The organism is Antarcticimicrobium luteum (assembly GCF_004358185.1).
Lineage (GTDB): Bacteria > Pseudomonadota > Alphaproteobacteria > Rhodobacterales > Rhodobacteraceae > Antarcticimicrobium > Antarcticimicrobium luteum.
In genome coordinates this window covers 1-7,372 of record NZ_SMUV01000022.1, presented here as the reverse complement: position 1 = coordinate 7,372, position 7,372 = coordinate 1, and the positions used below count along the sequence as shown (strand labels likewise).

Annotated in this window: 7 protein-coding genes and 1 pseudogene; 2 read left to right on the top strand and 6 right to left on the bottom strand. The window is 70.2% G+C overall.

The window, feature by feature from the left end:
* The coding region (locus E1832_RS00415; RefSeq protein ID WP_133357819.1) for a ComEC/Rec2 family competence protein at window positions 1-1,705 on the top strand (1,705 nt) is incomplete at its 5' end.
* A 10-nt stretch (window positions 1,706-1,715) separates the two neighbouring features.
* On the opposite strand, the gene lexA is transcribed toward E1832_RS00415, so the two are convergent.
* The 6 genes from lexA to E1832_RS00385 form a co-directional block, all read right to left on the bottom strand.
* On the bottom strand, window positions 1,716-2,414 hold the full coding sequence (gene lexA, locus E1832_RS00410; protein WP_133357818.1) for a transcriptional repressor LexA: 699 nt from the start codon (window positions 2,412-2,414) through the stop codon (window positions 1,716-1,718).
* 79 nt (window positions 2,415-2,493) lie between these two features.
* The gene (locus E1832_RS00405) at window positions 2,494-3,669 is read right to left on the bottom strand and encodes a molybdopterin molybdotransferase MoeA (RefSeq protein WP_133357817.1); all 1,176 of its coding nucleotides are present in this window, start codon (window positions 3,667-3,669) and stop codon (window positions 2,494-2,496) included.
* A complete protein-coding gene (moaC, locus tag E1832_RS00400) occupies window positions 3,666-4,142 on the bottom strand; it encodes a cyclic pyranopterin monophosphate synthase MoaC (RefSeq protein ID WP_133357816.1) in 477 nt (158 codons plus the stop codon). Before moaC ends, E1832_RS00405 begins: the two co-directional genes overlap by 4 nt.
* A 1-nt stretch (window position 4,143) precedes the next feature.
* Window positions 4,144-4,959 (bottom strand): indole-3-glycerol phosphate synthase TrpC, encoded by an 816-nt coding sequence (gene trpC, locus E1832_RS00395; protein ID WP_133357815.1) that lies wholly within the window; start codon window positions 4,957-4,959, stop codon window positions 4,144-4,146.
* Window positions 4,956-5,975: an anthranilate phosphoribosyltransferase gene (trpD, locus tag E1832_RS00390; RefSeq protein WP_133357814.1), complete on the bottom strand. Its 1,020-nt coding sequence runs from the start codon at window positions 5,973-5,975 to the stop codon at window positions 4,956-4,958. Before trpD ends, trpC begins: the two co-directional genes overlap by 4 nt.
* Window positions 5,972-6,553, bottom strand: a complete 582-nt coding sequence (locus E1832_RS00385; protein WP_133357813.1) for an anthranilate synthase component II — start codon at window positions 6,551-6,553, stop codon at window positions 5,972-5,974. Before E1832_RS00385 ends, trpD begins: the two co-directional genes overlap by 4 nt.
* 173 nt (window positions 6,554-6,726) lie before the next feature.
* Here E1832_RS00385 and E1832_RS00380 point away from each other — a divergent pair.
* Window positions 6,727-7,372, top strand: a pseudogene (locus E1832_RS00380) (hypothetical protein); the annotation flags it as partial.

The window sequence follows — 7,372 nt, the reverse complement described above, 5'->3', positions numbered from 1 at the left end:
CTCGGATGCGCTGCGGCTGACTCTGGACAGGGTGCGGCTGGACGGGGTGGCGCCCGGTGCGGTGCCGGCGCGGCTGCGCATCGCGCTGCATGGCGCGGCGGCTGGGCGGGGCGCGGCGCCGGGGCAGGGGCAGGGAGCGCTGCCCGGCGCGCGGGTGATGACCACCGCCCATCTTGCGCCGCCGCAGGGCCCGGCAGAGCCGGGCGGGTTCGATTTCCGCCGCCATGCCTGGTTTCAGCGGTTGGGCGCAGTGGGCTATACCCGCGCGCCGCTGGTGCTGGTCGCGCCGCCCGGGCGCGATCTGTGGCTGTTCCGACTGCGCATGGCGGCGGCTGCTCGGGTGCGGGCGGCTCTGCCGGGCGATACCGGCGGGTTTGCGGCCGCGGTGACCACCGGCGACCGCAGCGGCGTCGGGCAGGCGACGCTGGAGGCGCTGCGGGCCAGCAACCTGGCGCATCTGCTGGCGATCTCGGGGCTGCATATGGGGTTGCTGGCCGGGTTCGTCTTTGCCGCAATCCGCCTGGCGCTCGCCGCGATCCCGGTGCTGGCCCTGCGGCTGCCCGCGCGCAAGATCGCCGCCGGTGCGGCGATCGCCGCCGCCGCGGGGTATTTCGCGTTGTCGGGGGGCAATGTGGCAACCGAGCGGGCCTTTGTCATGACCGTCGTCCTGCTCGGCGCGGTGATGGTGGACCGGCGCGCGTTTTCGCTGCGGGCGGTTGCACTCGCGGCGCTGGTGGTGCTGACGCTGCGGCCGGACTCGCTGCTCGGACCCGGGTTCCAGATGTCCTTTGCCGCCACCACGGCGCTGATCGCGGTGTTCGGAGCGCTGCGGGACCGGCAGATCCGGCTGGGGCCGCGCTGGCTGGCGCCGGTGGCGGGGGTGGCGCTGTCGTCGCTGGTGGCGGGGCTGGCCACCGCGCCGGTCGCGGCGGCGCATTTCAATACGCTGGCGCACTACGGTCTGGCGGCGAACCTGCTGGCTGTGCCGGTGATGGGGCTGGTGGTGATTCCGGCGGCGGTGCTGGCGGTGCTGCTGGCGCCCTTCGGACTGGAGGCGGCGGGGCTGGAGGCGATGGGGCTGGGCCTTGGCTGGATTCTCGGCGTCGCGCATTGGGCCGCCGGGTTGCCGGGCGCGCGCGGCCATCTGCCCAGCCCGGGGCCCTGGGTGCTGCCGATGTTCGCGCTGGGGATGCTTTTTGTGATCCTGTGGCAAGGGCGGGCGCGGCTGGCCGGGTTTGTCCCCGCTGCCACCGCCGTCCTGCTGTGGTCCGGGGCGGAGCGGCCCGCGGTTCTGATCGCCGATACCGGCGCGCTGGTGGGCGCGATGACGCCGCAGGGCCGCGCGCTGAGCAAACCGCGCGGCGCCGGATTCGTCGCCGGGATCTGGCTGGAAAACGACGGGGACGACGCCGCGCAGCCCGAGGCGGCGGCGCGCTGGCCCCAGTCCGACGCGGGCCTTCGGACGGCTCGGGTCGGGGCGCGCCAAGTGATCCATGTGCAAGGCAAGCGCGCCGTGCTGGGGATGACCGGCTGCACCGAGGCGCAGATCCTGGTGGCCGCCGTTCCGCTTGCCCTGGACGGCCCCTGCCTTGTGCTCGATCCGCCGCGGTTGCGCCTGACCGGCGCGGTAGCCCTCGGCGCGGACGGAAAATTACGCACGGCCCGCGATCCAGCACGCCGCCGGCTCTGGTCCGGCCCGGAATAGAAAAACCGGATCAGTAGGTGCGGATCAGCCCGACCAGACGGCCCTGCACCTTGACCTTGTCCTCGGGAAAGACGCGGGTTTCATAGACCGGGTTGGCGGCCTCCAGCGCGATGGCGTTGCCCTTGCGGAAAAACCGTTTCAGCGTCGCCTCGTGATCCTCGACCAGGGCCACCACGATATCGCCGTTGTCGGCCGCCTCGGTTTCGCGAATGATGACGATATCGCCGTCGTTGATCCCCGCCTCGATCATCGAGTCGCCCTTGACCTCGAGTGCGTAGTGCTGGGCCTGGCCGGACAGCATGGAGGCCGGAACCGCGACATGGGTCGATACATCGCTGATCGCCTCGATCGGCACGCCGGCGGCGATCCGGCCCATCATCGGCAGTTCGATCGCGAAATGCTCGACACTGTCGGCATTGGCCGGACGGTGGCCGGCGGGGCGGTCGCCCTCGATCACGCGGGGCGAGAATCCCGCGCTGGCGGTGCCGCCCAGGCTATCGGGCAGTTTGACGATCTCGATGGCGCGGGCCCGATGCGCCAGGCGGCGGATGAAGCCGCGCTCTTCCAGCGCGGTGATCAGCCGGTGGATGCCGGATTTCGAACGCAGGTCCAGCGCCACCTTCATTTCGTCGAAACTGGGCGGAACCCCGTCGCGCTGTACGCGCTTATGGATAAATTCCAGCAAATCCAGCTGTTTCCGGGTCAGCATCCTTCACACCTCGCAACCATTCGTTTTGTTTTGTTCTACGCATGTTCACGTTTTGTGTCAAGGATCCCGGGCGACAGAGTCAGATCGTCAGGTAATCGACGATCTCGCCTGCGGAACGCGCCGGGTCGTCGGGCGGGCGCCGGACCAGCGCCGAGGCCTGCGACAGCACGGACAACAGGGCGCTGTCCTGATCCGCCGCCACGGTGATCCGTCCGTCGGTGCCGATCTGCGCGCGCATGTAATGCTCGCGCGGCCCGTTGGCGGCGAGGGAATCGTCCAGCGGCGCCTGCTCCAGCCGGGGCGCCTCGGCCCCCAGGCCCAGCATCGCCCGCAGCATCGGCGCCAGAAAGATCCGGCCGCAGACCATGGCCGAGACCGGGTTGCCCGGCAGCCCCACCATGGCGCTGCCATTCAGCCGTCCGGCCATCAGCGGTTTGCCCGGGCGCATGAGCACCTTGTAAAAGGCGCGCTCCATCCCCAGCTCGCCAGCCACTTGCCCGACCAGATCGTGATCGCCCACCGAGGCGCCGCCGATGGTGACCACCAGATCGGCCCCCCGGGCCAGCCCGAAGGCGGTGGTGAGCGAGGCGGCGCTGTCCCGGGCGATGGGCAGGATCCGCGCCTCGGCCCCCAGATCCTCCAGCATCGCCTTGAGGCCGAATGTGTTCGACGCGATGATCTGATCCGGGCCCGGCTCATTGCCCGGCATCACCAACTCGTCGCCAGTCGAGATCAACGCCACCACAGGTTTGCGGACCACGGGCACCCGCCCGATGTTCATCGCCGCCAGAAGGGCAATATCGGCCGGTCGCAGCCGGCGCGGCGCAGACACCGTGTCACCGGCGCGAAAATCGCCCCCCGCCGGGCGCACGTTGGTCTTGGTTCCCGGGTCGCTGGCGATGGTGATCAGATCGCCGCTGCGGCTCACATCCTCTTGAATCACCACGAAATCTGCGCCCTCGGGCACCGGCGCGCCGGTAAAGATCCGCACCGCCTGTCCCGGTCCCACCCGGCCGGCAAAGCCATGCCCCGCCGCAGCCTCGCCGATCAGCTTGAACATCGCGTGCAACTCGACCTCGGCAGAGGCCAGGGCGTAGCCATCCATCGATGAGGCCGCAAAGGGGGGCTGGTCGCGCCGCGCGGTAACCGTGCGGGCCAGTACCCGGCCGGCGGCCTCTGCCAGCGGAACCTCTTCCGCGGGCAACGGCGCGGCCAGCTCGAACAGCAGCGCGCGGGCCTCGTCAACGGTGATCATTTTGCCTCGTACCGTCCTGATTTTCCGCCATCTTTCAGCAGCACACGAATGCCGCCGATCCGCATCCCCTTGTCCACCGCCTTGACCATGTCAAAGACGGTGAGCGCGGCGACGCTGACCGCCGTCAGCGCCTCCATCTCGACGCCGGTCTGCCCGGTGGTCTTGACCGTGGCGCGGATATGCAGCCCCGGCAGGCCGGGGTCGGCCTGCAGCTCCACCGCCACCTTGGTCAGCGGCAGCGGATGACACAGCGGGATCAGATCCGGCGTTTTCTTGGCCCCCATGATCCCGGCGAGCTGCGCCACGCTCATCACGTCGCCCTTCTTGGTGTGGCCTTTGGTAATCATGTCAAAGGTTTGCGGGCTCATGCTGACGTGGCCCTCGGCGACGGCCTCGCGGGCGGTCTCGGGCTTGCCCGAGACATCGACCATCACCGCGTTGCCGGCGGCGTCGAAATGGGTCAGTTCGGGCATCTCACATCGCTCCTGGCGCGGTCAGCGGGTTGGCAAGCAGGTGGCGGGTGGCCTCGGCGACGTCGTCCTGGCGCATCAGGCTTTCGCCGATCAGGAAACACCGGGCGCCATAGCGCGCCATGTCGGCCAGATCCTCGGGGCTGTTCAGCCCGCTTTCGCAGACGATGGTGCGGTCGACAGGCACCAGCTTTGAGAGCCGGCGCGTGGTGTCGAGCGAGGTCTCGAAGGTCTTGAGATTGCGGTTGTTGATGCCGATCAGCGGGCTTTTCAGCAGCGCCGCGCGCTCCAGCTCCTCGGCATCGTGCACCTCGATCAGCACATCCATCCCCCAGTCGAAGGCCGCCTGTTCCAGCTCGGCCGCCTGGCCGTCCCCGACCGAGGCCATGATGATGAGGATGCAGTCGGCCCCCAGGGCGCGCGCCTCGGCCACCTGATAGGGATCGTAGATGAAATCCTTGCGCAACGCCGGCAGGTCGCAGGCGGCGCGGGCGGCGGTGAGGTAGTCCTTGGCGCCCTGGAAACTCGGCGTGTCGGTCAGCACCGACAGGCAGGTCGCGCCGCCCGTCGCATAGGCCTGGGCCAGTGCGGGCGGGTCGAACTCGGGGCGGATCAGGCCCTTGGAAGGGCTTGCCTTCTTGATCTCGGCGATCAGGCCGTAGCCGCTGCGGCTGGCCTGATGCAGCGCCTCGGCAAAGGGGCGCACCGGATCGGCCGCGCGCGCCTCGGCCTCGACCTCGGCCAGCGGCTTGTCGGCTTTGTCGGCGGCGATTTCCTCAAGCTTGTAGGCCTTGATGCGGTCCAGAACGGTCTCGGTCATTTCCCCTCCTGCGTGATCCGGGCCAGTGTCTCGACGCGCGTCCTTGCCGCGCCGCTGTCGATGCTTTCGGCTGCCCTGGCGACCCCTTCGCGCAGGTCGGCGGCGGCCTCGGCGATCACCAGTGCGGCGGCGGCGTTCAGCAGCACCGCGTCGCGATAGGCCGAAGGCGTGCCGTCGAGCAGATCGCGCAGGGCGGCGCCGTTTTGCTCCGGCGTGCCGCCGAGGATGGCCTCGAACGGATGCACCGGCAACCCGGCATCCTCGGGATGCAGTTCGGCCTCCTTGACCACGCCGTCCTCCAGCGCTGCGACCCAGCTCACCCCGGTGATGGTCAGCTCGTCGGTGCCGTCCGAGCCATGCACCAGCCAGGCACGGTCCGAGCCCAGACGGCCCAGCGTTTCCGCCATCGGCCGGATCAGATCGCGGGAAAAGGCGCCGGTCAGCTGCCGCTTCACCCCTGCCGGGTTGGTTAGCGGCCCGAGGATGTTGAAGATGGTGCGCGTGCCCAGCTCGGTCCGCGCCGGTCCCACATGGGCCATCGCCGGGTGATGCATCGGCGCCATCATGAAGCCGATCCCGGCCTCGCGCAGGGCGCGTTCCACCACCTCGGGGCCGACCATGGTCCGGATCCCCATCTGCCCCAGAGCATCGGCCGAGCCGGATTTCGACGACAGGTTGCGGTTGCCGTGCTTGGCCACCGGCACCCCGGCGCCGGCCACGACAAAGGCGGTGGCGGTCGAGATGTTCAGCGTGCCCTTGCCGTCGCCGCCGGTGCCGACGATGTCCATCGCCCCCTCGGGCGCGGTGACGCCGTGGCACTTGGCCCGCATCACGGCGGCGGCGGCGGCGTATTCATCCACCGTCTCGCCACGGGTCCGCAGCGCCATCAGCAGCCCGCCGATCTGCGCCGGCGTCGCCTCGCCGTCAAACAGAATGGTAAAGGCGGCCTCGGCCTCCTGCGGGGTCAGCGGGCGTTCGGCGCTGGCGCCGATCAGCGGTTTCAGCGCGTCGCTCATGCGGGGACCTTCATGTCGTTCAGGAAATTCTGCAGCAGGGCGTGGCCATGCTCCGAGGCGATCGACTCGGGGTGGAACTGCACCCCGTGGATCGGCAGCTCGCGGTGCTGCAGGCCCATGATGGTGCCATCCTCGAGCCAGGCGGTCACGGCGAGGCTGTCGGGCAGGCTGTCGCGCTCGACCACCAGCGAATGATAGCGCGTCGCCGCGAAGGGCGAGGGCAGGCCCTTGAACACGCCCTGGCCGCCGTGATGAATCGTGCCCATCTTGCCGTGCACAATCGCTTTCGCGCGCACCACCTTGCCGCCAAAGGCCTGGCCGATGGTCTGGTGACCCAGGCAGACGCCCAGCAGCGGGATGCGCTGTTCGGCGGCGGCGGCGGTCAGCGCCAGGCATATGCCCGCCTTGTCCGGATCGCAGGGGCCGGGCGACAGCAGGATGCCGGCGGGCCGCATCGCGATCGCCTCCTGCACGCTTAGTGCATCGTTGCGGCGGGTGACCACATCGGCGCCCAACGCGCCGAGATAATGCACGAGGTTATAGGTGAATGAGTCGTAGTTATCGATCAGCAGAAGCATGGCGCCCGGGACAGATTGGGGGCTGGTGGCGCGGGGCCCGCCAGCGGTATAGTGGTTGTGCCATACATGTTCAGGGATGGTCGGCAGCGTCAAGGGCCGGAGGGCGGGACAAATCGCTGCCCCGCGCTGGTGCTGGCGGATGACGGCAGGAAAACGAGAGAGGCAAGGCAGGAATGCGCGGATTTCTTGGGGGGCTGGTACTGGGCGCGGTTCTGGTTGCGGCCGGGGCGGCGGGGGTGTCTTTGCTGTTGCCGGTGTCGCGGCCCGATGTGGCGACCGAGGCGCCTGCGGCTGCAACCGGCGGCGCCGGCGCCGGAGACAACCCCGCCATGACCGAGCCCGGCGCCGATGCCGATCTGGTCGAGGCCGCCCCGGCGGCCCCCGGCGCCGGCGGCGGGGAACCCGACGATCTGGCATTGATCGACCAGGCCGATACCGCCCCGGCGGACAAGCCGCAGGTGGGCGATGCGACCGCTGGGATCGACGCGCCGGACCGGGCGCAGCCGGCGCCGGATCTGACGGCCGCGCAGGAGGCGCCGGTGTCGCCGCAGGTGCCTGCCAGCGTGCCCGATGCGCCCGCGACCGAGGCGGGCGTGCCCGCGATCGCCGACCCTGCCCAGCCCGCTGCGCCGGCTCTGCCCGAGGGCGGCTCGGGCTTTGGCATGGCGCCGCCGGCGGATGAGCCGGCGCCGCAGGTGGCCTCGCAGGCCGATCCCGAACGGCCGGCCCCCGCGCCGAAAGAGCCGGGCGACAACACGGCCGCGCTTGCCCCTGGAAACAGCCCGACCGCCGAAACCCAGACGTCCCCGGCGCCGGCGC

Coding starts and splice junctions, on each gene's coding strand:
- trpC (WP_133357815.1), bottom strand. CDS start 4,959: ATGACCGAGACCGTTCTGGACCGCATCAAGGCCTACAAGCTTGAGGAA.
- E1832_RS00385 (WP_133357813.1), bottom strand. CDS start 6,553: ATGCTTCTGCTGATCGATAACTACGACTCATTCACCTATAACCTCGTG.
- moaC (WP_133357816.1), bottom strand. CDS start 4,142: ATGCCCGAACTGACCCATTTCGACGCCGCCGGCAACGCGGTGATGGTC.
- trpD (WP_133357814.1), bottom strand. CDS start 5,975: ATGAGCGACGCGCTGAAACCGCTGATCGGCGCCAGCGCCGAACGCCCG.
- E1832_RS00405 (WP_133357817.1), bottom strand. CDS start 3,669: ATGATCACCGTTGACGAGGCCCGCGCGCTGCTGTTCGAGCTGGCCGCG.
- lexA (WP_133357818.1), bottom strand. CDS start 2,414: ATGCTGACCCGGAAACAGCTGGATTTGCTGGAATTTATCCATAAGCGC.